The sequence below is a fragment of the Cellulomonas sp. NPDC058312 genome, from assembly GCF_042880135.1.
Taxonomy (GTDB): Bacteria; Actinomycetota; Actinomycetes; order Actinomycetales; family Cellulomonadaceae; genus Cellulomonas.
Map to the genome: position 1 here is coordinate 187,068 of NZ_JBHVZE010000002.1, position 22,434 is coordinate 209,501.

At 74.9% G+C, this 22,434-nt stretch carries 20 protein-coding genes; 15 read left to right on the forward strand and 5 right to left on the reverse strand.

Annotated elements, in window-relative coordinates; translation table 11 throughout:
- Nucleotides 1-119: 119 nt before the first annotated feature.
- The 7 genes from ACFVXN_RS05190 (at nt 120) to ACFVXN_RS05220 (ending at nt 7,792) form a co-directional block, all read left to right on the forward strand.
- Nucleotides 120-650, forward strand: a complete 531-nt coding sequence (locus ACFVXN_RS05190; protein WP_389228366.1) for a hypothetical protein — start codon at nt 120-122, stop codon at nt 648-650.
- A complete protein-coding gene (locus ACFVXN_RS05195) occupies nt 647-949 on the forward strand; it encodes a hypothetical protein (RefSeq protein ID WP_389228368.1) in 303 nt (100 codons plus the stop codon). Before ACFVXN_RS05190 ends, ACFVXN_RS05195 begins: the two co-directional genes overlap by 4 nt.
- The gene (locus ACFVXN_RS05200) at nt 946-2,715 is read left to right on the forward strand and encodes an alpha/beta hydrolase (protein ID WP_389228371.1); all 1,770 of its coding nucleotides are present in this window, start codon (nt 946-948) and stop codon (nt 2,713-2,715) included. The genes ACFVXN_RS05195 and ACFVXN_RS05200 overlap by 4 nt, the downstream gene beginning before the upstream one ends.
- Complete coding sequence (locus ACFVXN_RS05205) at nt 2,712-3,200, forward strand: hypothetical protein (RefSeq protein ID WP_389228374.1); 489 nt, start codon at nt 2,712-2,714, stop codon at nt 3,198-3,200. Before ACFVXN_RS05200 ends, ACFVXN_RS05205 begins: the two co-directional genes overlap by 4 nt.
- Before the next feature lie 64 nt (nt 3,201-3,264).
- Nucleotides 3,265-6,015 (forward strand): AAA family ATPase, encoded by a 2,751-nt coding sequence (locus ACFVXN_RS05210; protein ID WP_389228377.1) that lies wholly within the window; start codon nt 3,265-3,267, stop codon nt 6,013-6,015.
- Nucleotides 6,016-6,107: 92 nt separating this feature from the next.
- Nucleotides 6,108-6,932 (forward strand): alpha/beta fold hydrolase, encoded by an 825-nt coding sequence (locus ACFVXN_RS05215; RefSeq protein WP_389228380.1) that lies wholly within the window; start codon nt 6,108-6,110, stop codon nt 6,930-6,932.
- 17 nt (nt 6,933-6,949) lie between these two features.
- Nucleotides 6,950-7,792 carry an alpha/beta hydrolase gene (locus ACFVXN_RS05220; RefSeq protein WP_389228383.1) on the forward strand — a complete coding sequence of 281 codons (843 nt, stop codon included), beginning with the start codon at nt 6,950-6,952 and terminating at the stop codon, nt 7,790-7,792.
- A gap of 133 nt (nt 7,793-7,925) precedes the next feature.
- Here ACFVXN_RS05220 and ACFVXN_RS05225 read toward each other — a convergent pair whose 3' ends face one another.
- The 4 genes from ACFVXN_RS05225 to ACFVXN_RS05240 all read right to left on the reverse strand — a co-directional run bounded on the left by ACFVXN_RS05225 (nt 7,926) and on the right by ACFVXN_RS05240 (nt 11,027).
- Nucleotides 7,926-8,465 (reverse strand): PIN-like domain-containing protein, encoded by a 540-nt coding sequence (locus tag ACFVXN_RS05225; RefSeq protein WP_389228386.1) that lies wholly within the window; start codon nt 8,463-8,465, stop codon nt 7,926-7,928.
- A gap of 319 nt (nt 8,466-8,784) precedes the next feature.
- Entirely contained in the window at nt 8,785-9,387 is a 603-nt protein-coding gene (locus tag ACFVXN_RS05230) for a hypothetical protein (RefSeq protein ID WP_389228389.1), read from the reverse strand.
- Nucleotides 9,388-9,400: 13 nt separating this feature from the next.
- A complete protein-coding gene (locus ACFVXN_RS05235; protein ID WP_389228392.1) occupies nt 9,401-9,952 on the reverse strand; it encodes a matrixin family metalloprotease in 552 nt (183 codons plus the stop codon).
- Nucleotides 9,953-10,109: 157 nt separating this feature from the next.
- Nucleotides 10,110-11,027 carry a potassium channel family protein gene (locus ACFVXN_RS05240; RefSeq protein WP_389228395.1) on the reverse strand — a complete coding sequence of 306 codons (918 nt, stop codon included), beginning with the start codon at nt 11,025-11,027 and terminating at the stop codon, nt 10,110-10,112.
- A gap of 124 nt (nt 11,028-11,151) precedes the next feature.
- Between ACFVXN_RS05240 and ACFVXN_RS05245 the strand changes: the two genes are divergently transcribed.
- Entirely contained in the window at nt 11,152-11,925 is a 774-nt protein-coding gene (locus ACFVXN_RS05245) for an HAD family hydrolase (protein ID WP_389228398.1), read from the forward strand.
- Nucleotides 11,926-11,958: 33 nt separating this feature from the next.
- Here ACFVXN_RS05245 and ACFVXN_RS05250 read toward each other — a convergent pair whose 3' ends face one another.
- Nucleotides 11,959-12,885: a RecB family exonuclease gene (locus ACFVXN_RS05250; protein WP_389228401.1), complete on the reverse strand. Its 927-nt coding sequence runs from the start codon at nt 12,883-12,885 to the stop codon at nt 11,959-11,961.
- 54 nt (nt 12,886-12,939) lie between these two features.
- Between ACFVXN_RS05250 and ACFVXN_RS05255 the strand changes: the two genes are divergently transcribed.
- The 7 genes from ACFVXN_RS05255 (at nt 12,940) to dop (ending at nt 22,424) form a co-directional block, all read left to right on the forward strand.
- Nucleotides 12,940-14,055, forward strand: a complete 1,116-nt coding sequence (locus ACFVXN_RS05255) for a site-2 protease family protein (protein ID WP_389228404.1) — start codon at nt 12,940-12,942, stop codon at nt 14,053-14,055.
- A 23-nt stretch (nt 14,056-14,078) separates the two neighbouring features.
- Nucleotides 14,079-15,194: a tRNA (adenine-N1)-methyltransferase gene (locus ACFVXN_RS05260; RefSeq protein WP_389228407.1), complete on the forward strand. Its 1,116-nt coding sequence runs from the start codon at nt 14,079-14,081 to the stop codon at nt 15,192-15,194.
- Nucleotides 15,195-15,317: 123 nt separating this feature from the next.
- Nucleotides 15,318-16,946 (forward strand): proteasome ATPase, encoded by a 1,629-nt coding sequence (gene arc / locus ACFVXN_RS05265; protein ID WP_389228410.1) that lies wholly within the window; start codon nt 15,318-15,320, stop codon nt 16,944-16,946.
- 142 nt (nt 16,947-17,088) lie between these two features.
- On the forward strand, nt 17,089-17,703 hold the full coding sequence (locus tag ACFVXN_RS05270; RefSeq protein ID WP_389228413.1) for a DUF4956 domain-containing protein: 615 nt from the start codon (nt 17,089-17,091) through the stop codon (nt 17,701-17,703).
- Nucleotides 17,700-18,467 carry a VTC domain-containing protein gene (locus tag ACFVXN_RS05275; protein ID WP_389228415.1) on the forward strand — a complete coding sequence of 256 codons (768 nt, stop codon included), beginning with the start codon at nt 17,700-17,702 and terminating at the stop codon, nt 18,465-18,467. The genes ACFVXN_RS05270 and ACFVXN_RS05275 overlap by 4 nt, the downstream gene beginning before the upstream one ends.
- Before the next feature lie 26 nt (nt 18,468-18,493).
- On the forward strand, nt 18,494-20,356 hold the full coding sequence (locus tag ACFVXN_RS05280) for a carbohydrate-binding domain-containing protein (RefSeq protein ID WP_389228418.1): 1,863 nt from the start codon (nt 18,494-18,496) through the stop codon (nt 20,354-20,356).
- Nucleotides 20,357-20,801: 445 nt separating this feature from the next.
- Nucleotides 20,802-22,424 (forward strand): depupylase/deamidase Dop, encoded by a 1,623-nt coding sequence (dop, locus tag ACFVXN_RS05285; RefSeq protein ID WP_389228421.1) that lies wholly within the window; start codon nt 20,802-20,804, stop codon nt 22,422-22,424.
- Nucleotides 22,425-22,434: the final 10 nt, after the last annotated feature.

A 22,434-nucleotide genomic window follows, 5' to 3' on the forward strand; every position in this document is an offset into this window, starting at 1 on the left:
CCTACCGGTCGGTCGGTCCTGCGGCCGGATGACCGGATCGGCCCGTGGGTGTCGTCACAGGGTGATCCGGCGCGTCCTCGGCGTGCCGCGCTCGCGTGCTCTCACCTAGGGTGTCGCGCGTGACCGATCCCGAGGAGGCCCTGGCGCAGGCACCGCTGCTGCGCCGGGTGCACGAGCGCCATCCCGACGTCGACCTGGTGGTGCTGCCGCCCGAGGGGCCGGCACCCGATCCGGCGCTCGCCCCCGTGCCGGTGACCGACGCGGCGCTGGCGGCGGAGCGGGACGCGGTGACGGCGGTGCTCGCGGCTCTCGTCGCCGCGGCGGGTCGGGCCGAGGAGCCGGTGACCACGTGGCGCACGGCGGGCAGCTCGACGCGGGTCGTCCCGGTCGCGGAGGCCCGGTTGCCGTTCGACGGCGCGCAGGACGGCATCGAGCTGGGGCGGGCGCTGTCGGCGCGGCTGCGGGCGGACGGCTGGGCCGGCTCCGTGGACCGCACGGGCGTCACCGTGCTGCTGCACGCGACGCGCGAGGACCGGTCGGCCCGGGTCGCGTGGCTGGACGACGCGGTGCTGGTGGCGGTGACGGGCCGGGTGCTGCCGGTCGCCACCGCGACGGCGCGGGACCTGATCAGCGGGGAGGACGCGCGATGAGCGACGAGTACCTGGTCGACTCGTACACCCTGGGCCTGTCCGCCGACGACTGGTCCGACCAGGGCTCGCGGATGCGCACCGCCCGGGACCGGGTCGCGGACGCGTCGACGGCCGGCTTCACGCCGGCTGTCTCGGGCGCGGCGGCGCGCTGGACCTCGGGGTGGGGCACGACGCTCGGTGGCGTCGCCGACCGCGCCGAGGAGATCGGCGAGCAGCTGCGCAGCGCGGCGACGGCGTACGCGGTCACCGACATCGAGGCGCAGGAGCGGTTCCAGACCTGGCTCGGGGGGACGCCGTGAGCACCGTGACCATCGAGATCCCCGCGGCCGTGGACGCGATCCCCGCCGTGCAGGGCGACCCGGCGGCCGTGGCGGCGTTCGCCCAGGACCTCCTGGCGAGCGCGGTCAACCTGGACGACCTGGACACGGTCGCGCAGGACTCCGCGACGCTGGAGGGCTGGACCGGCGACGCCGCGACGGCGTACGGCGCGCACGTGCGGGCCGCGGGCGCCGACGCCCAGGCGATGGGGGTGGCGCTGCGCCAGGTAGCGCGGGCCGCCGACGACCACGCCGAGGACCTCACCGACCTGCGCCGCCGCCGCGACGACCTCGTGGAGGCGCGGTCGTCGTACCACGCGAGCCGCGAGGACCTCGAGGCGGACGTGCGGAACGCCGGCGAGGTCGACGAGGCCGCGGTCGCCGAGCTGCAGTCCCGGGCGACGGCGCTCGCCACCCGACGGACGGGGCTCGTGGCGGACGTCGACACGCTGGTCGCGGACCTCGCGACCGCCGAGCAGGCGATGCTCGACGCGTTCGCCGCCTACACGACCCTCGCCCAGGCGCGGGCGGCGGTGTCCGGGCAGATCGACCTGGCCGACGACGCGCTGGGGCGGTCCGGCTCGCCGTCGCAGGGCGGGACGCCGGAGCAGGTCGCCGCCTGGTGGGCGTCGCTGTCCGAGGAGGAGCAGTACGCCGTGCTCGCCGCGCGGCCGGAGCTGATCGGCGGCGCCGACGGCATCCCCGCCGTGGTGCGCGACCACGCGAACCGCCTGCTGCTGGAGACCGACCTCGAGGCGATGGAGCTGCGCGAGGAGCGCGGCGAGCAGCTGTTCGGCGACTACCAGGCGCTCGAGAACGCCCGGTCGGCGCAGGCGGCGCTGGAGGCCGGCGCGGAGCGCGTCGACCCGATCACGGGCGAGAAGCTGGTCCCGCTGCTGCACCTGTACGACTCGTCGGCGTTCGGGGGCGACGGCAAGGTCGCGATCGCGTTCGGCGACCCGGACACGGCCGACCACGTGTCGGTGATGGTGCCGGGGCTCACCAGCCGCGGGACCGAGGCGGAGAGCAACGCCGAGCACGCGTTCAGCATCTACGAGTCCGCACGGTTCTCGGACCCGTACTCCAGCGCCGCGTCGATCATGTGGATCGGCTACGACGCGCCGAGCGACTGGGACTCGGCGACGGTCGCCGGCGAGGGCCGTGCGGAGGCGGGCGGCGAGCTGCTGTCCCGGTACGTCGACGGCCTGCGGGCGTCCCGCGACGGTAGCCCGGCGCACCTCACGGTGATCGGGCACAGCTACGGCTCGACGACGACCGCGCACGCGGCGACCGACCACGGGCTCGCGGCGGACGACATCGTCCTGGTCGGCAGCCCGGGTGCGGGCGGCGGCACGGAGCACGCGTCCGAGCTGGGCGTCGGCGCCGACCACGTGTGGGCGGGGAACAACAGCCGCGACCTGGTGGCGGCCCTCGCGGACGACGGCTGGGTCGGTGGCTGGATGCTCGGCGGCGCCGGCCTCGGCAACGACATCGTCGAGGACGACTTCGGCGCGAACCGGTTCCAGGCGGAGTCGACGACGCGCGCGGACGTGGTGCGCAACTTCGACGACCACACCAAGTACTTCAACCCCGGCACCGAGTCGCTGTACAACATCGGCCAGATCGTCGTCGGCGACTACGACGAGGTGCTGCGGGCCGAGCACTCCTACGACCCCTGGTACGACGGGGTGCAGGACCCCGAGGCGAGCCGCACCCCGACGAGCGTGGACCGGAGGCCGGAGTGGTGACGCGGCGACGGACGACCGGGAGGCTGCTCGGCGCGGCGGGTCTCGTCGCGGCCCTGGCGCTGGGCGGGTGCTCGTCGGTCCCGGGCGGCTCCGCCGAGGACCTGGACGCGCTCCGCGACCGGGTCCGCACCGCGGCCGAGGCCGACCTGCCGACCGTCGTCGACACGCTCGGCGCGACGGTCGACGACGCGTGGGGCGAGTTCGAGTACGGCGGCGACGGCATCTTCGACCACCGCCGGTACGCCGTCACCGCGGTCGTCACCGGCCCCGCGACCGGGATCGACGACCTCGCGGCGGCGTTCGAGGCCGCGGGGTACACCGTCGAGCAGCGGCTCGAGCAGGGCGTGCGGGGCGCACGGGACGACCTCGAGATCGGGGCGGCCCCGGGCGGTGCCGAGACCTGGATCACCGTGTCGGGGCCCTACCTGGAGGTGCCGGACGACGTGCCGCACGACGACGGCCGGGAGCCGCTCGACCTGGGCTGAGCCGGCTGGGCCGAGCCCGCGGGGCCTGGACAGCGCGTCGCGGTGTCCACCAGGGTGATCGTCCATGACGGGTCGCGCGCGACCGCTGCTGGGACGGGCCGCCGAGGTCGAGCGGCTCGCCGCCGTCGTGCGCGGGGCGCGGGACGGGACGAGCGGCGCGCTCGTGCTGCTGGGCGATCCGGGGATCGGCAAGTCCGCGCTGCTGCACGCCGCCGCGGCCGGTGCCGGTGCCGCAGGCTGCCGGGTCGTGGAGGTCGTCGGCCACGAGGCCGAGCGCGCGATCCCGCACGCCGCGCTCGACCGGCTGCTGCGACCGCTCCGGCAGCACGTCGACGCGCTGCCGCCCCACCACGCGGCGGCGCTGCGCCGCGCGGTCGGCGTGGCGGACGGACCGGCGCCGGACCCGTTCCTGGTCGGCCTGGCGGTGCTGGAGCTGCTGGCCGCCGCGGGTCAGGAGCAGCCGGTGCTGTGCCTGGTCGACGACGCGCACCTGGTCGACGCCGAGTCGCTCGCGGTCCTCGCGTTCGTGGCCCGGCGGCTGCACGCCGAGCCGGTCGCCCTGCTGCTGGCCGCGCGCGACGAGGAGGCGCTCGTCGCCGCGACCGCCGGGGTGCCGGTGCTGCGGGTCGGCGGGCTCCCCGCCGCGTCGGCCGCGGCGCTCCTGCGGTCCGCGCTGCGCGCGCCCGTCGACCCGCTGATCGCGACCCGGGTGGCGGCGGCGACCGGCGGCAACCCGCTCGCGCTGATCGACCTCGCCGAGGAGCTGACGGTGCGCGAGCTCACGGACACCGGGCTGCGCGACGAGCCGGTGCCGCTCGGTCGGCACCTGGAGGCGCACTACGCGCGCCGGATCGAGGGCACCGCCGCCGCGACCCGGACGTGGCTGCTGGTGGCGGCGGCGGACTCGACGGGTGACCTCGCGCTGGTCGACCGGGCGTGCCGGTCGCTGGGCGTGGGCGACGGCGCGGCGGTCGGTGCCGAGGACGCGGGCCTGGTCGACCTCCGCCCGGTCGTGCGGTTCCGGCACCCCCTGGTGCGCGCCACCGCGTACGCGACGGCGTCGGGCCGTGACCGCCGGGACGCGCACGCGGCGCTGTCGGCCGCGGCGGGCGCCGCCGGGTCCCCGGAGCTCGAGGCGTGGCACGCGGGGGAGGCGGTGCCGGGCACCTCGGAGGAGGTCGCCGCCCGGCTCGAGCGGGTCGCGGACCTCGCGGCCGGCCGGGGCGGGCACCTGTCGCGCGCCCGGGTGCTCGCGCGGGCGGCCGAGCTGTCCCCTCCCGGGCCGGCGCGCGCCCGGCGCCGGGTGGCGGCGGCGCACGCGGCGGTGCAGGCCGGCGCCGTCCGGCTGGGGACGGCGCTGCTGGACGAGGTGGAGGACGCCGGGCTCGCGCCCGTGGACCGGGCCCGGGCCGTCGCGACGCGGGTGACGGCGGGGGTCTTCGTGGCCGAGCCCGACGTCGTCGTCCGGGCGACCGCCGAGATGCTCCGGGCGGCCGCGCTGTTCCACGGCCACGACCCGGTGCGCGAGGAGGACGCGCTGCTGCGGGCGTTCGACTACGCCCTGTCGGCGGGCCACCTGCGCCGGGACGTGACGCTCGTGGAGCTCGGCGGGCGGCTGCGCGCGGCGGCAGCGGAGCGCGACGGCCACGCCGCCGGGGTGCTGGCGGCGCTCGCCGCGCTGCTGCTCGACCCGTTCGGCCGGGCGGTGCCCGCGCTGCGTCGCGGGCTCGCGCTGATCCAGCAGCTCGACGGTGCGGCGGCGATGCCGTACATGCTCGCGGAGGTCGCGCTGACCACGGCGCTGTGGGACGCCGACGCCCGCCGCCGCGGCCTGGACAGGTCGGCGCGCACGGCACGCGACTCCGGCGCGCTGCGCACCCTGGACACCGCGCTGTGGACCGCGTCGGTCGCCGAGCTCACCGGCGGCAGCCCGCGGCGCGCCGGCCGGCTCGTCGAGGGCGTCCGCGAGCTGCGGCGCGCGATCGGCTACGAGGCGGAGCTCGTCACGAACGCCGCGCACCTGGCGTGGGTCGGCGCCCCGCGCGCGCAGGTCGAGGCGGTCGGGCGCGCGGCGGGCGCGGCGGGTTTCGGCGCGGTGGAGTCGGGCGCCCGGTCGGCCCTGGCGGTGCGCGACCTCGCCCGCAGCCGGTACCGCGACGCGTACGCCGAGCTGCACGCCCAGCTCGCGGCACCGTTCCTGCAGGTCACGCCCCTGCTGCTCCCGGACTACGTCGAGGCGTCGGTCCGCACCGGCCACCACGACGACGCGCACCGGGCCGCGGCGGAGATGCTCGCCCGCGCCGACGCCAGCGGCTCGCCCTGGGCGCGGGGGGTGGCGCTGCGCTGCCGGGCCCTGGTGAGCCAGGGGCCCGAGGCCGACGAGTCGTACGCGGCGTCGGTGGACGTCCTGGACACCGCCGGCGTCGCGGTGGAGGCGGCCCGGTCGCGGATGCTGCACGGCGAGTGGCTGCGGCGCGGCCGACGCCGGGCGGAGGCGCGCGCCGTGCTGCGCGGCGCGCTGGCCGGGTTCGCGGCGACCGACGCGACGGTGTTCGCCGACCGGGTCACCGCCGAGCTGCGGGCCGTCGGCGACACCGGCACCGCGGACCCGGGCGGTCCCGCGTCGCCGCTCGCCGCGCTCACGCCCCGGGAGCAGGCGGTGGCCCGGATGGCGGCCCGCGGCGACACGAACGCCGAGATCGGCGCGACCCTGTTCATCTCGGCCAACACGGTCGACTACCACCTGCGCAAGGTGTTCGCGAAGCTCGCGATCACGTCGCGCCGGCAGCTGCGCGAGCACCTCGACGACGACTGAGCACGGCGACGCACTACGGACGACGCGTGGTCCGCGGCCGCTGCCCCCGGCGGGACAGTCGGGAGCACCATCGCCGACCGGGGGAGCCGACCATGCCGTACATCACCGTCGAGGACGGGGCGCAGATCTTCTACAAGGACTGGGGGTCCGGCGGCACGCCCGTCGTCCTCAGCCACGGGTGGCCGCTGAACGCCGACGCCTGGGACGCGGCCGCGCTGTTCCTGGCCGAGCACGGGCACCGGGTCGTGGCGCACGACCGGCGCGGCCACGGGCGGTCCTCGCAGACGTGGGACGGCAACGAGATGGACACCTACGCCGACGACCTCGCGGCCCTGATCGACGGGCTGGACCTGCGGGAGGTGACCCTGGTCGGCCACTCGACCGGCGGCGGCGAGATCGTGCACTACGTGGGCCGGCACGGCAGCGAGCGGGTCGCGCGGGTCGTGCTGGTGTCCGCCGTCCCGCCGCTCATGCTCCAGACCGACGACAATCCCGGCGGCGTGCCGCTCGAGGTGTTCGACGGCCTCCGGGCGGGGGAGAAGGCCGACCGGGCGCAGCTCTACCGCGACCTGGCCGACGGCCCGTTCTTCGGTCACAACCGGCGCGGCGACGTCGACCAGGGCTTCCGTGACGCGTTCTGGTTGCAGAGCATGGCCAGCGGCCACCGCGGCGCCCACGCGTGCATCGCGGCGTTCTCGGCGACCGACTTCCGCCCCGATCTCGCCGCGCTGGACGTCCCGACCCTGGTCATCCACGGCGACGACGACCAGATCGTCCCGTTCGAGGTCGGCGGCAAGCGGTCCGCCGAGCTGGTGCCCGGGGCGCGGCTGCTCGTCTACGAGGGCAGCCCGCACGCCCTGCCCGACACCGACCGCGACCGGCTGCACGCCGACCTGCTCGCCTTCATCGACGCCTGAGCACGGAGGAGACCACCATGAGCACTCCCACCACCCGTCCCGACACCGTCGTGCTGGTGCACGGCCTCTGGATGACCCCCCGAAGCTGGGAGCACTGGGTCGCCCGCTACGAGCAGCAGGGCCTGCGCGTGCTCGCGCCGGCGTACCCGGGGTTCGAGATCGAGGTCGAGGCCCTGCGGGAGGACCCGGACGTGATCGCCCGGCTGACCGTCCCGGAGACCGTCGACCACCTCGCCGGGATCATCGAGGCGCTCGACAGCCCGCCGGTCATCATCGGGCACTCGTTCGGCGGCACCCTGACGCAGCTGCTCCTGGCCCGTGGGCTCGGCGCCGCGGGGGTCGTCATCGACTCGGCCCCGACGGAGGGCGTGCGGATGACGCCGCTGTCCCAGGCGAGGTCGCTGTTCCCGGCCCTGAAGAACCCCGCGAGCCGGCACCGCGCCGTGGAGTTCACCCCCGAGGAGTTCCACTACGCGTTCGCCAACACGCTCAGCGCGGAGGACTCGCGGGCCGCGTGGGAGCGGTACGCGATCGGTGCGCCCGGGAGCTGGATCTGGGCGTACGGGCTGATCGCCAACTTCAAGCCGGGCCACCAGGAGACCTGGGTCGACTACGCCGGCGACCGCGCGCCGCTGCTGTTCCTGGCGGGTGAGAAGGACCACATCATGCCGCCGAGCGTCAACCGGTCGAACGCGAAGCACTGGTCGAAGTCGCCCGCGCTCACCGAGTACGAGGAGCTCCCCGGCCGCGACCACTGGACCTGCGCGGCCCCCGGCTGGGAGGCGGTCGCCGACCGGGCGCTGTCGTGGGCGCTGGAGCACGCGGCGCCGCTCAGCGGGCGGGCCGACGTCGGGGCGTGAGGTCGAGCGAACGCGATCCCGGCGTAGCCCCGCACTCGTCCGGCGAGCGCGAGCACCGCCGCCGGACGAGTGTGGGTGCGGTCCGGCTATCCTGGCCGTGACCGTGGGAGGTGGGGCCAGGTGGCCAAGAAGATCAGCACGAAGGGTGCCGCCCGGGCAGCTGCGATCTCGACGAAGGCGTCGGCGAAGCTCGAGGGCCGGGTCGTGGCGGCCACGACGCGGTCGGCTGCCACGAACCGCTATGTCGCCGCGCACCCCGCACGGACGAAGTGACCGCGTCCCTCCACCCGGGCGGCACCTCGTTCGGGGCGCGGTGATCGCCGAACCGCTCTACACGGCGGCGGACGGTCGCCGGTGCGGGCTCCGGCAGGACCCGGCCCGCGTACAGGTCGTCGAGTGCGCGCATCACGCTGTCCCGCTCGGCGTCCACGACCGCCTCGTCAGCGTCGCGGATCTGCGCCAGCTCGGTGAGTGCTCGGTCGAGGTTCTCGTCGAGCACCGCCTTCAGCTTCGCGATCCGCTCGGCGTACAGGTGCCGGCTCCCAGTGAAGCGGTCGGCGGGCGCCTTCCTGAGCCCGTCGACCTGCTTGCGCAGCGCGTCGTACGAGTCGGGCAGGCTCGACCGCACGCTCGCCACGTTTCGGGTGACCTCGAGCGCGACCTGGTACGGCATCACCAGCTGCTCGCACCCGGCCGAGCACGTCGAGCCAGGCATCACGGGTGCCGCGGCTCATCCGGTACAGGTTCAGCACGACGCTGGAGTCGAGGACGATTCTCGCCGTGGCGAACAGCTCCTCGGCGTCCGCAGCGTCGGGCGGCTCGGGAAGCGGCGGAGGGGTCACGGCGGCAGTCCGCCAGCCGCGGGCCGGGCTGGCTGGCGCTTCGGCAGCAAGGCTCGGCGCGCTCCGGCTGTCGCAGACCGCGGGCTCGTGCCTCGCCGAAGACGCGCGTAGCCCCCGCACGAGGGCGAGGGGCTACGCGCGGTCGGGACCTCAGCTACCGATGTCGCCGAGCGTGATGTCCGACGGCAGGTCGTCGCCGTCGTGGCTCAAGCTCGTGTAGCCAGTCTCGCCACCCCGCCCCGAGCTGGACGGCTCGAAGAGCCCCGCCACGGCCCCGGTCACGTAGAACTCATCGGCCGCCTCGCCCGGCAGGCCGGTGGGCGTCAGGAACAGCAGGTACGAACCTCCGATCTCCATGATCGGCGCCGGCGTCGACTCCATCTCGGCGTCGCCGAGCTGGCGGACCACGAGCTCGTCACCCACAGCGACGGTGCTCTCTCCGCCCGGCAGCGTCTCGGCGAGCTCGTCGGGCTCGGCGAGCTCGAGGACTCGTACGGTCGATATCGTGAGGGGTGTCGCCAGGACACCCTCCGGTGCGTCGAGCTCTCCGCGCTCCTGAGACAGGACCTCGACCGTGACCACGGCAGAGCTGTCCTGGACGAGGCCGTCGACCGAGTCGTAGATCTCATGCCTGGAGCCGTCCACCCCGCGTACAACGGCGGGCTCTTCGGGTGAGGCGCACCCGGCGAGCGACACCGCCGCACCGATCGCGACGACAGCGAACGCGCTACGGAACGTGTTCATGCGCTTCATCGTTGCGCTCCTCTCAGTATCTGGCGTTGATGCCGAGGACGTCGTCGGACTGCGGCGTGAAGGCGCCGGTCGTGTTGTAGACCTGCGCCGCCGAGGTGTACATCAGCGCCGCCAATGACGCCGAGTGCCCCAGCCCCAGTCCGTGGCCCAGCTCGTGGACCCAGATGGCTTGGCGCTTGTTGGCGACGAAGCCGTTCGTGTAGGTGGTGTTGAGGTGTGCGGCTGCGGCGGTGGTGGTGCCCCCGCTGCACGTCCACGTCGTGGATCCGTCGACGCCCGTCGCGCCGTCGGCGGCGACGAAGCGTGTAAACGTCGCGCTGACCGAGGCGTTGATCTGGACGTCCGTCTGGTTCGACCAGGCGGTCTGGGCGGCGCCTGCAGTAGTGGCGTCGGTGCCGGAGAGGTTGGTGTTGCGGACGTAGATCTGCGTGTTCGGCCATCTGCAGCCGGTCCACGAGTAGGCCTGCGCCGGGGTCGCGATGACCCCGATCGCCAGCACCGAGACGACCAGGCTGACCAGCGCTGCGCGGAGCGTGGCGAGCCGTGGATGACGCCGAGCGATCATGTGGTGCCCCTTGCTTCTGGAGAACCGCACGTGGACCTGCAACAAAGGCCTCACGTCTTCCGGTGAGTGGAGCCTCCCACTGCACTGCTTGGCGCATGCAGGAACCAGGTGAACAGTAGGTAAAGGACGCAGCAGGCGCAGAGTGCCACCCCGCTGGCTACGGGTTCGCCCTCGTTCGTGGGTCCGTCCCAGCGATCTGCTTCTCGATCTGCGCCGTGAGCGCGCGGACCTGCTCGGTGAGCGCGGTCACCTGCGCCCGAGTGGCAGTTGCCTCCTCCTCGTTGTCGGCGCGCACGCGCTTGACGAGCCACGACGCCAGGGTGGCGGTCACGACACCGAGCAGCGCGACGCCGCCGATCATCAGCGCGAGCGCGACGAACCGGCCCGTCGTCGTGACGGGGTACCGGTCGCCGTAGCCGACGGTGGTGACCGTGGTGGTCGCCCACCACAGGCCGTCGGCGAATCCGGTGATGGTGGCGTCGGGGGAGCGCCACTCCGCGTCGGTGATGGCCAGGGCGCCGGCGAAGATCAGCAGCGCGGAGCCGGCGGCGACGTAGGTGGCCACGCGGCCGCGCAGCGTGTGCGCGCCGGGGCGGTTCAGCACCGACAGCAGCGCGACCAGGCGCAGGAGCCGCAGCGGGCGCAGTAGGGGCAGTGCGAGCGCGGCGAGGTCCAGCAGGTTCGAGCGCACGAACCGCCACCGGAGCTCAGCGAGCTCGAGGCGCGCCGCGTAGTCGACGCCACCTATGTGCGGCTGCACCGCGTCGAGAACGCGCTGGATGTACAGCCGCGTTGACGGTTGGCAGGAGTACACGGCCAACCACCGTCGGGCGTAGGAGTCGAAAGTCGTCCGGCTCCTCGTGGTCGTCTTGCCGCGCGCGGCCAGCACGAGCTGTTCGCGAAGGACGGCGCGCGCCTGCTTCTGCGTACGGAAGCCGGCCCTGCCCACGGTGCGCTTGCCCGACCGGGGGTTCGACGCATCCTTCAGGTCGCGCCACTGGCATCGCCACCGCAGATCACCTGAGGCGTTCGAGTACGAGGTGACCGAGCCCTCCCCGGGCTGTCGGCGGCTCATGCCCTGTCCAGGCTGCTGCTCATGAGGCGGGTGTCGGTCGGCGTGTTCACGTCCTGTAGATGTGCGGCGCCCTCCGCGGACACCTGCCGTTCCGCTCGATGCATGTCAATGCGGTTAGGGTCGGGTGTTGCACGACTCGTTGCACGACGACGCTTGGAGATCACCCTTGTCCCTCCGTTCCGAGGACGTTTTCGCTGGTCAGAGCCGTGACCGTTCAGACGACACGCTTCCGCTCCCTGCGGCGATCTTGTGGGACATGGACGGCACCCTGGTCAACACCGAGCCGCTGTGGATGGCCGCCGAGACCGGGCTGGTCGAGTCCTGGGGTGGCACGTGGACCCACGAGGACGGGTTGTCGCTGGTCGGCAACCCGATGAAGGTCTCGGGCGAGGTGCTGCAGGGCCGGGGCGTCGGGCTCTCGGTGGACGAGATCGTCGACCACCTCAACGCGGAGGTCGCGCGGGGCGTCGCGGAGCACACCCCGTGGCAGCCGGGTGCGCGCGAGCTGCTGGCGGCGCTCGCCGCCGCGGGCGTGCCGCAGGCGCTGGTCACGTCGTCGTACCGCGAGCTCGCCGACCCGTTCGCCGAGGTCGCCGGGGTGTTCGCCACGGTCGTCGCGGGCGACGAGGTCGACCGGCCGAAGCCGGACCCGCAGCCCTACCTGCTCGCCGCGGAGCGCCTGGGGGTCGACATCGCGCGGTGCGTCGTGGTCGAGGACTCGCCCACCGGCATCACGTCGGGCGTCGCGGCGGGTGCGCGGGTGCTGGCGGTCGAGGTGTTCCGCGAACTGCCCGACCTGCCGGGGCTGTCCACGACCGCGTCGCTGGCCGACATCAGCGTCGAGGACCTCGGGCGGATCGGCGCGGGCGCGGTGCTGGACAAGCTCGGCCGAGCCTGAGCCCGGCCGGACACCCTCGGGAGGTCGTCCCCCTCAGGAGGCCGTCGGCAGGGGCGTGATCCCGAACGCCCGCTCGACGGCACCCTCGGGGATCTCGGGGAGCGTCCCGCCGAACGCGGGGCACACGTCCCGGTGCGCGCACCAGTCGCACAGCCGGGAGGTCCGGGGGCGCCACTCGCCGGTGCGCGCGGCCTGCTCGATCTGCTCCCACAGCGACCGCAGCCGCAGCTCGAGGGTGTGCATCTCCGACTCGGACGGGGTGTGCCGGAGCACCTGCCCGTCGCCGAGGTAGACGAGCTGGAGCATCTTCGGCAGCACCCCGCGCTCGCGCCACAGGACGTACGCGTAGAACCGCATCTGGAACAGCGCGGTGCCCTCGTACCCGGGGCGCGGGGACTTGCCGGTCTTGTAGTCGACGACCCGCAGCGCGCCGTCGGGCGCCACGTCGAGGCGGTCGACGATCCCGCGCAGCTGCGGGCCGTCGTCGAGCAGCGTCCGCACGGCGAGCTCGCGCTCGCCCGGCTGGAGCCGGTTCGGGTCCTCGAGCGTGAAGTAGGTGTCGAGCAGCAGCCGGGCGCTGCCGAGCCACGCCTCGCGTTCCTGCTCGTCGGCGAACAGCGACGTCACCTCGGGCGACCGCTCGAGCAGCGCGTCCCACGCGGCCGGGACGAGCGCGTGCGCGGCGGCGGGTGTCCGCTCGCCGAGCGGCAGGTCGTACAGCCGCTCCAGCACCGTGTGCACGAGCGTGCCGCGGGCCGCCGCGGAGCTCGGCGGCTCCGGGCGCTTGTCGACCACCCGGAACCGGAACAGCAGGGGGCACTGCTGGAAGTCGTTCGCCCGCGACGGCGACAGGCCCGGCACCCGCGGCTCGGCGGGCGCCTCCACGTCCCCGGCGTCGGCGCCCACCCCGTCGACCGAGGCGGAGGCGGGCACGAGGAGCTGCGGGTCGGTGGTCGTCACGTCGACGAGCCTAGGCGCCACCACCCACACGGACCGGCCACGTAGCCTGAGCGCGTGACCGAGAGAGCACGAGGCTGGGTGGTGGCGCGCGTCGCCGGTGCGCCCGTGGTGCTGGCGCCGACCAGCCTGTTGACCGTCGCCGTCATCGCGGCGGCGTTCGCGCCCGGCGTGGGTGCCCGTCTGCCCGGTTCCGGCCCCGTGCTCACGGGCGTCGCGGCGCTGGCGATCGCGGTGCTGCTGATGGCGTCGGTGCTCGTCCACGAGATCGCGCACGGCCTGGTCGCGCGCGCCCGCGGCCTGGAGGTGCGCGAGTACGCGCTGACCCTGTTCGGCGGGCACATGTCGTTCGACGGTCGCGAGACCCCCGTGACCACGGCGCTCGTCACGGTGGCCGGACCGGTCTCGAGCATCCTCGTCGGCGGGCTGCTCTGGCTCGGAGCGGTCCAGACGGACCCCGGCGGGATCGCACGGGCCGTGCTGGAGGTCGCCGCGATCAGCAGCGCGTTCCTCGGCGCGTTCAACCTCCTCCCGGGCCTGCCGATGGACGGCGGGTTCCTGCTGGAGGCGGTCGTCTGGGCGGTCACCGGGGACCGCCGTCGCGGCACGGTCCTCGCCGGCTGGGCCGGTCGGGTCGTCGCGGTGGGGTTCCTGCTGGCCTCCGTCGTGCGGCCGCTGGCGGAGGGCGGCCGGACCTCGCTGGTCGAGGTGGTCTGGGGTGCGGCGATCGGCGCGCTGCTGTGGAGCGGCGCGACGCAGGCGATCGTCCGCGGGCGTGCGATGCGCGCCGCTGACGCCCTGCACGTGAGCGCGGTCGGGCTGCGAGCCGTGGGAGCGCCCGCGACGAGCGTGATGGCCGAGGCGGACGTCCTGCGCGGCCGGACGGGTGCGGAGGTCGTCGTCCTGCTCGCACCCGACGGGCAGCCGGTGGCCTACGAGGACGCGCAGGCCGCCCGGTCGGTCCCGGCGGTCGAGCGCGCGCACGTGCCCCTGACCGCCGTCGCGATCGCCTTGCCTGCGGGGGCGGTCGTGGACGCGACCCTGACGGGCGGCGATCTCGTGCACGAGATCGCCGAGCGGCAGTCCGTGTCGCCCGTCCTCGTGGCCCTGGACCGGGGCGTCGTCGTGGCCCTGATCCGCACCGCGGACGTCGCGGCGGCCCTGCGCGGCTGACCGCTCTCCTAGACTCGACCCCCGTGACCGACGACACCGCCGCCCCCGCGCCCGCACCCCAGCCCGCGGACGCCGCGCCCGAGCCCGCGCCGGGCACGACCGGCGCGACCCCGACGGGCGCCGACCAGCGCCGGGGCCTGCTCCGGGTGGGGGAGCGCGTGCAGCTGACGGACCCCCGCGGACGCCTGCACACGATCACCCTGCAGCCGGGCGCGACGTTCCACACCCACAAGGGCTTCTTCCGCCACGAGGAGCTGATCGACGCGCCCGAGGGCACGGTCGTGACGAGCAACGGCGGCGTCGAGTACCTCGCCCTGCGCCCGCTGCTCAGCGACTACACCCTCTCGATGCCGCGCGGCGCCGCCGTGGTCTACCCCAAGGACGCCGGCCAGATCGTCGCGATGGCCGACATCTACCCGGGTGCGCGCGTCGTCGAGGCGGGCGTCGGTTCCGGCGCGCTCACGATGTCGCTGCTGCGCGCGGTCGGCGACGGCGGCTCGCTGCACTCCATCGAGCGGCGCGACGACTTCGCGGCGATCGCCCGCGGCAACGTCGAGACGTTCTTCGGCGGCCCGCACCCCGCGTGGCGGCTGTCGGTGGGCGACCTGTCCGACGTCCTGCCCCTGACCTCGGCCCCGGGCGAGGTCGACCGCGTCGTGCTCGACATGCTGGCCCCGTGGGAGAACCTCGACGCCGTCGCCACGGCGCTGGCCCCCGGCGGCGTGCTGATCGCGTACGTCGCGACGGCGACGCAGCTGTCCCGGCTGGCCGAGGACGTGCGCGCCGACGGCCGGTACACGGAGCCGCAGGCGTGGGAGTCCATGGTCCGCGGCTGGCACCTCGAGGGCCTGGCGGTGCGCCCGCAGCACCGGATGATCGGCCACACCGGGTTCCTGCTGACCACGCGCCGGCTCGCGGACGGCGTGGAGCCGCCGCTGCGCCGCCGCCGCCCCGCGAAGGGCTCGCAGCCGGGCGAGGCGGCGCTCGTGGACGAGACGGGCGACGTCGTGACCAGCCGGTCCTTCCAGGACGTCCCGGACGCGGAGTGGACGCCCGAGGGCCTCGGCGAGCGCGCGGTGTCGGACAAGAAGGTCCGCCGCGTGCGCCGCGACGTGGGCCAGGCGCCCGAGCAGGACTGAGCCGTCGCGCCGGACGCGCGCTCCCGGCGTGGGGGCGCGCGTCCGATTGACACGTGTGGTTAGGGTCGCACCACGAAGAGCCGCACAGCGCTGTGGGGTCCACCCGCGATCGGAGGTGCCGCGATGACGGAACCGACAGCCCGTGACCTGCAGCGTGAGCTCGCGCTGCTGGCCGCCAAGAACGAGCGCATGTCCGACGCCCTGGTGGCCGCGCGGGACCAGATCATCGAGCTCAAGCGCCAGATCGACGAGCTCGCGAAGCCCCCGGGCACGTTCGCGACGTTCCTGCGCGGGCGCGACGACGGCACGGTGGACGTCGTGTCCGCCGGGCGCAAGATGCACGTGGGCACGAGCCCCGCGGTCGACGTCGCGCGGCTGCGCCCCGGCCAGGAGGTCATGCTCAACGAGGCGCTGACAGTCGTCGAGGCCGGCGGGTACGAGCAGGTCGGCGAGCTCGTCACGGTCAAGGAGCTGCTCGGCCGGGACCGCGCGCTGGTGGTCGGCCGCGGCGACGAGGAGCGCGTGGTGCGGCTCGCCGGGCAGCTGCTCGACGGCACGGTCCGGGTCGGCGACGCGCTGACCGTCGAGGCGCGCAGCGGGTTCGTGTTCGAGCGGGTGCCGCGGGCCGAGGTCGAGGACCTCGTGCTCGAGGAGGTGCCGGACATCGACTACGCCGACATCGGCGGGCTCGGCCCGCAGATCGAGGCGATCCGGGACGCCGTCGAGCTGCCGTTCCTGCACCCGGACCTGTTCCGGGAGCACGGGCTCAAGCCGCCGAAGGGCGTCCTGCTGTACGGCCCGCCCGGCTGCGGCAAGACGCTGATCGCCAAGGCGGTCGCGCACTCCCTGGCCGAGACGTCGGCGCGCGCCCGCGGCGAGGACGTCGCCGACGCGAAGTCCTACTTCCTCAACGTCAAGGGCCCCGAGCTGCTGAACAAGTACGTCGGGGAGACCGAGCGGCACATCCGGCTGATCTTCGCCCGCGCCCGGGAGAAGGCCTCGCAGGGCCACCCGGTCGTCGTGTTCTTCGACGAGATGGAGTCGCTGTTCCGCACCCGCGGGACGGGTGTGTCCAGCGACGTGGAGACCACGATCGTGCCGCAGCTGCTGGCGGAGATCGACGGCGTGGAGCGCCTGGAGAACGTCATCGTCATCGGCGCGTCGAACCGCGAGGACATGATCGACCCCGCGATCCTGCGCCCGGGCCGGCTGGACGTGAAGATCAAGATCGAGCGGCCCGACGCCGAGGGCGCCCGCGAGATCTTCGCGAAGTACCTGACCCCGGACCTGCCGATCCACGACGACGACCTCGCGGAGCACCACGGCTCCGCGCAGGCGGCGGTCGACGCGATGATCGCGCGCTCGGTGGAGCGGATGTACTCCGAGGACGACGAGAACCGGTTCCTCGAGGTCACCTACGCGAGCGGCGACAAGGAGATCCTGTTCTTCAAGGACTTCAACTCGGGCGCGATGATCCAGAACGTCGTCGACCGCGCCAAGAAGTCCGCGATCAAGGACCTGCTCGCCACCGGACGGCGCGGTCTGCGGGTGGAGCACCTGCTCACCGCGTGCGTGGACGAGTTCAAGGAGAACGAGGACCTGCCGAACACCACCAACCCCGACGACTGGGCGCGCATCTCCGGCAAGAAGGGGGAGCGCATCGTGTTCATCCGCACGATCGTCCAGGACAAGAAGGGCGAGGAGGCCTCGCGCCGGATCGAGAACGTGCAGAGCACGGGGCAGTACCTCTAGCCCGGGCAGTACCTCTAGCCCGGGGCAGTACCTGAAGACCCACACCTCGCGCTGGCGCCCCGCACAGGGACCGCACAGCGGCGGGCGGCTTGATGGTCGTACCCGGTTCACCGGGCGTTCATCCCCGACCCGCGAGGTGCCCATGCCTGCCGCTGCCCTGTTCGCCGCCGACCTCGTCGCCATCGGCGTCCTGACCTTCGCCCTGTACTTCCCCCGGCACCGCCGACGCGACCTCGTGGTCGCGTTCCTCGGCGTGAACGTCGGCGTCCTCGCCGTCGCGGGGGCCCTGTCCGCGAGCACCGTGGGCGCGGGCCTCGGCCTCGGTCTGTTCGGCGTGCTGTCGATCATCCGGCTGCGGTCCTCCGAGATCGACCAGCGCGAGGTCGCGTACTACTTCGCGGCGCTGGCGCTCGGGCTGATCGGCGGGCTCGGCAGCAGCCTGGGCGTGACCGCGCTCGCGCTGATGGCCCTGATCCTGGTGGCGCTGCTGGTGGGCGACCACCCGCGGCTGCTCAGCCGGTACCGGCAGCAGGTCGTCGTGGTGGACCGGGCGTTCGGCGACCACGCCGCCCTGGTCGCGCACCTCGAGCAGCTGCTCGGCGGCCGGGTGCACAGCGCGACGGTCCAGCGCCTCGACCTGGTGGACGACACCACGGTCGTCGACGTCCGGTACGCCGAGCGGGCGCGTCCCGCCGCCGCCGACCCGCTGGCGGGGGTGGCGGTCGAGCACGCCGAGCTGGTCCGGGTCGCCCGTTGACCGCCGTCGACCTCGCGCCCGCGCTGGCCCCCCTGCCCGCGGTCGGCCTCGACGAGCTGCTCGCCACCGCGGCGCTGCAGACCCGCGTCGACCGCAAGTACGTGCTGCCGCGCGCCGCCGTCCTGGACCTGCTCGCCGCGCTGCCGGACGGCACCCGCCGCCTCGTCATCGACGGGCGCGACGCGTTCGGGTACGAGTCGGTGTACTTCGACACCCCCGACCTGGCGGCGTTCCACCTCGCGGCCGGCCGGCGGCGGCGCCGGTACAAGGTCCGCACCCGCACCTACCGGGACACCGGCGGCTGCTGGCTGGAGGTCAAGACCCGCGGGTCGCGCGGCACCACCGTCAAGGACCGCCGCGAGCACGCCGTGGCCGACCGGGCCCGCGTCGGCGACGCGCTCGGCTTCGTCGTCGACACCCTGCACCGGCAGGGCGTCGAGCTGCCGGGCGGGCCGGACGCGGAGCTCCGACCGACGCTGACCACGCAGTACCGCCGTCGGACCCTGCACCTGCCGGACGGCGCCCGACTGACGATCGACACCGGGCTCGAGTGGCTCGGCGCGACGTCGAGCGCAGCCGTCCCGCTGCACGCCGTCGTCGAGACGAAGTCCGTCACCGGGGCGTCGGTCGCCGACCGCGCGCTCTGGGCCCTCGGCCACCGGCCGAGCCGCATCTCCAAGTACGCGACCGGCCTCGTGGTCCTCGACCCGACGCTCGGCGGCCGCCCCTGGCGCCGCACGGTCCGCCGCACCCTCACCCCCTGACCCGTCCCACCCCCTGGAGGCACCCCATGCGTCGTCCCCGTCCCGTCCTCGCCGTCCCCGCCGTCCTGATCGGCCTGCTGCTCACCGGCTGCGGGGTGGACGCCGTCGCCGGCACATCCACCGGCACGTCGGCCACGACCACCAGCACCACCGCCACCGACGTCGCCGCCGGCGCGACGGCCGAGGAGGTGCTCGCGGCCGACGCCGAGGTGCACACCGTGGCGGACGCCGGCGCGGCGACCGGCACGATCACGCTCGACGGCGGCACCGCCACGACGGACGCCGCGGGCGTCACCGTCGACGGGTCGACCGTGACGATCACCGCCGGCGGCACCTACACGCTCACCGGCACCCTCGACGACGGCCAGGTGGTGGTCGACGCCGGCGACGAGGTCGTCCACCTCGTCCTGGACGGGGTCGACGTCACCTCGTCCACCGGCGCACCGCTGGTGATCGCGTCGGCGGGCTCGGCGGTCGTCGAGCTGGCCGACGGCTCCCGGAACTCCCTGACCGACGCCGTGACGTACGCCTCCGACGGCGAGGACGAGCCGAACGCCGCCCTGTTCAGCGCCGCGGACCTGACGATCACCGGCGACGGCGCGCTCACCGTCACCGGGAACGCGAACGACGGCATCACGTCCAAGGACGGACTGGTGATCGAGTCCGGCACGATCACGGTCGACGCCGTGGACGACGGCGTGCGTGGCAAGGACTACCTCGTGGTCTCCGGCGGGACGCTGGACGTCACCGCCGGCGGCGACGCGCTGAAGTCCGACGAGGCCGACGACGCGGCGAAGGGCTTCGTGGTCGTCTCCGGCGGCGACGTCACCCTCACCGCGACCGGGGACGGGATCGACGCCGAGACCGACGTCGTCGTCACGGGCGGCACCCTCGACGTCACCGCGGGCGGCGGCAGCGGCACCGAGCCGGTCGCGGACGTGTCGTCCAAGGGCGTCAAGGGCGGCGTCGCGGTCGTGGTCGGCGGCGGCACGGTCACGGTGGACGCGGCCGACGACGCCCTGCACTCCAACGGGATCGTCTCCGTCACCGACGGCGACCTGATCCTCGCGTCCGGCGACGACGGGGTGCACGGCGACGTGGCCCTGGACGTCGTGGGCGGCAGCCTCGACGTCACCACGTCGTACGAGGGCCTGGAGGCCGAGGCGATCACCCTCGCGGGCGGCGACGTCACGGTGGTCGCGTCCGACGACGGCGTGAACGCCGCGAGCAGCGCGACGGGATCGACCGAGGACGCGCAGGGCGACTGGGCCGGCCCGCAGGGCGGGACCGCCGGCACCGCGACGCTCACCATCACCGGCGGCACGCTCGCCGTGGACGCGGGCGGCGACGGCCTGGACGCCAACGGCACGCTCACGATGTCCGGCGGCACGGTCGTCGTGAACGGCCCGACCGACGACGGCAACGGCGCGCTCGACGTGGATGGCACGCTCACGGTCACCGGCGGCACCCTGGTCGCGGCCGGGTCCTCCGGCATGGCCGTGGCCCCCGGCACCGACGGCCAGGGCTGGGTGTCGGCGACGTTCGACACGGCCCAGGCGGCCGGCACGACCCTCGCCGTCGTCGACGCGGACGGCACGGTCGTCGCGACCCTCACCCCGACGAAGCCGATCACCTCGCTGGTGGTGTCCGCGGCAGGGATCACCGCCGGGGACACGTACACCGTGGTGTCCGGGGCCGCGCCGTCGGGCGAGGCGTTCGCCGGGTACACCGCGGGCGGCGACGCCACCGGCGGCACGACGGTCGCGACCGTCACCGCGGGCGAGCACACCGGCGGCACGGGCGGCGGCGTGGGCGGCGGTCGCCCCGGCGCGGGCCAGGGCGGCGGCATGCCGGGCGGCCCGGGCACCGCCCCCGACCCCGAGGCCTGACCCGGCCCGCCCCGCCTCCCCGGCCGCCCCGGCCGCCCCCCGGTCGCCCCCGGTCGCCGGGTGGATCCACTCGGCGACCGTGTGGACGATTCGCGTCGACACACCCCGGCGCGTCGCCCCGGGTGGATCCACTCGGGGCTGGAGGGGCGGGGACCCGGGCACCGCCCCCGACGCCGAGGCCTGACCCGACCCGACCGACCCCGACCGACCTCCCCGGTCCGCACCACGGTCGCCGGGTGGATCCACTCGGCGACCGTGTGGACGATTCGCGTCGACACACCCCGGCGCGTCGCACCGGGTGGATCCACTCGGGGCTGAAGGGGCCGGGCTGAAGGGGCGGGGCTGAAGGGGCCGGGCTGAAGGGGCGGCGGTCCGGGTGGCGCGGGGTGGCGCGGGCGGCGCGGGGCGGCGCGGGGCGGGGCGGGGCGGACTTAGGGTGGCTGGCGTGAGCGTGCGCCGGGTGATGGGGATCGAGACCGAGTACGGCGTGCTGCAGCCGGGGCGCCCGACGGCGAACCCGATGCTCCTGTCCAGCCACGTCGTCGCCGTGCACGCGGCGGCGCGGGCCGGGGGGCGGGCGAAGGCGCGCTGGGACTACGACGACGAGGACCCGCTGCAGGACGCCCGCGGGTTCCACCTGCAGCGGGCGGCCGCGCACCCGTCGCTGCTGACCGACGACCCCGCTCGGCCCGCCCCGTCCGGTGACGGCCCGCAGCCCGTCGCCCGCTCGCTCGCCGAGGAGTACGAGGACCCGGGCGCCGCGAACGTGATCCTGACCAACGGCGCCCGCCTGTACGTCGACCACGCACACCCGGAGTACGCGGCGCCGGAGGTCACGAACCCGCTGGACGCCGTGCGCTGGGACCGGGCGGGGGAGCTGGTGATGCTCGCGTCGGTGCGGGCGCTGGCGTCGACCCCCGCGCTGCCGGACGTGGCGCTGTACAAGAACAACGTCGACGGCAAGGGCGCGACGTACGGCACGCACGAGAACTACCTCGTCGACCGGGCGGTCCCGTTCGCGGACCTCGCGTCACGGCTCACCCCGTTCCTGGTGACCCGGCAGGTGTTCACGGGGGCGGGCCGCGTCGGTCTGGGCCAGCGCGGCGAGGGCGCGGGGTTCCAGCTCTCCCAGCGCGCCGACTACATGGAGGCGGAGGTCGGGCTGGAGACGACCCTGCGCCGCCCGATCGTCAACACCCGCGACGAGCCGCACGCGGACCCGGACCGCTGGCGCCGGCTGCACGTCATCATCGGCGACGCGAACCTGCTCGAGGTCGCGACCTACCTCAAGCTCGGCACCACGTCGCTGGTGCTCTGGCTGATCGAGCGGATCGCCGCGGGGGAGGCCCCGGGCCTGGGTGCCGCGCTGGACCGGCTGGAGCTCGCCGACCCGGTGCGGGCGGTGCACGTCGTCAGCCACGACCTGACGATGACCGAGCGGCTGCCGCTCGCCGACGGCCGGCGCCTGACCGCGCTGGAGGTCCAGCAGGAGTACCTGGCGGCGGTCCGCGACGCGCTGGCCCTCACCGGGCACGACGGCGCCGGCGACCACGACCCGGACCCGCAGACCACGGACGTGCTGACCCGGTGGGCGTCGCTGCTGGACCGGCTCGCGACCGACCCGGCGTCGTGCGCGCGGGAGGTCGAGTGGCTGGCCAAGCTGCGCCTGCTGGAGGGGATGCGCCGCCGCGACGGCCTCGACTGGGACCACCCGCGCCTGGCCGCGGTCGACCTGCAGTGGTCGGACGTCCGCCCGGAGCGCGGCCTGTACCACCGCCTGGTCGCGGCGGGCGCGGTGGAGCGGCTGGTGTCCGACGAGGCGGTGCAGGAGGCCGTCACGACGCCGCCGGAGGACACCCGCGCGTACTTCCGCGGTCGGACGATCGCCCGGTTCGGCGCGCACGTGTCGGCGGCGAGCTGGGACTCGGTGGTCTTCGACGTGCCCGGCGCGCCGACCCTGCAGCGCGTGCCGATGCGCGACCCGCTGCGCGGCACGAAGGCGCACGTCGCCCGCCTGCTGGACGACGCGCCGGACGTCCGGGCGCTGCTCGACGCGCTCGGGGCCTGACCTCGCCGGA